At 65.6% G+C, this 1042-nt stretch carries 2 protein-coding genes; both read left to right on the top strand.

Annotated features, from left to right (window positions below):
* Positions 1 to 106 precede the first annotated feature (106 nt).
* Positions 107 to 364, top strand: coding sequence for a hypothetical protein (locus ABD254_RS21230; RefSeq protein WP_344250968.1), 258 nt, complete (start codon positions 107 to 109; stop codon positions 362 to 364).
* The gene (locus ABD254_RS21225; RefSeq protein WP_344250966.1) at positions 361 to 741 is read left to right on the top strand and encodes a hypothetical protein; all 381 of its coding nucleotides are present in this window, start codon (positions 361 to 363) and stop codon (positions 739 to 741) included. The genes ABD254_RS21230 and ABD254_RS21225 overlap by 4 nt, the downstream gene beginning before the upstream one ends.
* Positions 742 to 1042: the final 301 nt, after the last annotated feature.

Below are 1042 nucleotides of genomic sequence, written 5' to 3'. Positions count from 1 at the left end.
TGCCGTCGATGACCACGTCCATGGGCCGCCTCCTGTGATCGAGACCACCGCGAGTGGCGTCTAGGCAATTAGACGGTTGCGCGTCTACTACAGTAGACTTAACCTCATGGTCCGAGGAACACGATCCACCCAGCAGGTGCTCAAGGCGGTGCGCACGCATGCGCGGCGTCTCGGGTACTCCGTCGAGAACCTGCCCAAGAGGGGTAAGGGCTCGCACACCATCTGGGTGGTCCTGGACTCGGAGGGCAAGGAGATGGGCCGCATTGGCCTCACAGGGCACTCGGGACAGCAGTCCCAGAAGGTGACCCGATCCAACGAAGAGGCGCTCGAAGGAATCTTCGGGGAAGGATGGCTCGACAAATGAAGCACAAGGTGACCGTGACCCGCGAAGGCAAGTGGTGGGTCGCTGAGGTCGACGGAGTGCTTGGAGGTGCAACGGAGACCCAGCGGCTGGCCGACCTCGAGGAAGAGGTGCGGGATCTGCTGGCTGGCCTGCTCGACGCAGACGATGACTCGTTCGAGCTGAAGTGGGACCTGTCGGCGGTCCTGGGCCCCGAGGGGCAGGCGATGTGGGAGGCGTATCTGAAGGAGCGCGCCGACCTTGAGGAGCGGCGCCGCCAGTTCGAGGCGGACCGCTTGGCGACCGTGCGCAAGATGGCCGATGCCGGAATCAGCGTCCGCGACTCCGCGGCTCTGGTGGAGCTGTCGTACCAGCGGGTTGCGCAACTGCTGGACGCCTGAGCGACTACGACGAAGGCCCCTGCACCCGGTGGGTGTGGGGGCCTCGTTGTTGGCACACTGCTCCACCGCCGATGTTACGGATCTGGTGGCCGGGGTCAAGTCTCGGCGTGTCAGGGGCGCCACGCGCGTCGTCGTAGTCCGGGTGGTCGGCATAGAGAAGGGCGGCGCCCTCGGTGGCAGCCTTCTCAACCACCCTCCTCGGCGGCCGAGTCGTAGAGCTCGGTACGGATCATCGCCGTCCGTGCCGCCACCTCGTCCTCGCCCAGCCGTGCAGTCAGGAACTCGATCAGCGTCATGCGGT

This window comes from Isoptericola hypogeus (assembly GCF_039531145.1).
GTDB classification, from domain to species: domain Bacteria; phylum Actinomycetota; class Actinomycetes; order Actinomycetales; family Cellulomonadaceae; genus Isoptericola; species Isoptericola hypogeus.
Note: the sequence above shows the minus strand (reverse complement) of the source record. Positions and strands in the feature narration are given on the sequence as shown.

Coding starts and splice junctions, on each gene's coding strand:
- ABD254_RS21230 (WP_344250968.1), top strand. CDS start 107: ATGGTCCGAGGAACACGATCCACCCAGCAGGTGCTCAAGGCGGTGCGC.
- ABD254_RS21225 (WP_344250966.1), top strand. CDS start 361: ATGAAGCACAAGGTGACCGTGACCCGCGAAGGCAAGTGGTGGGTCGCT.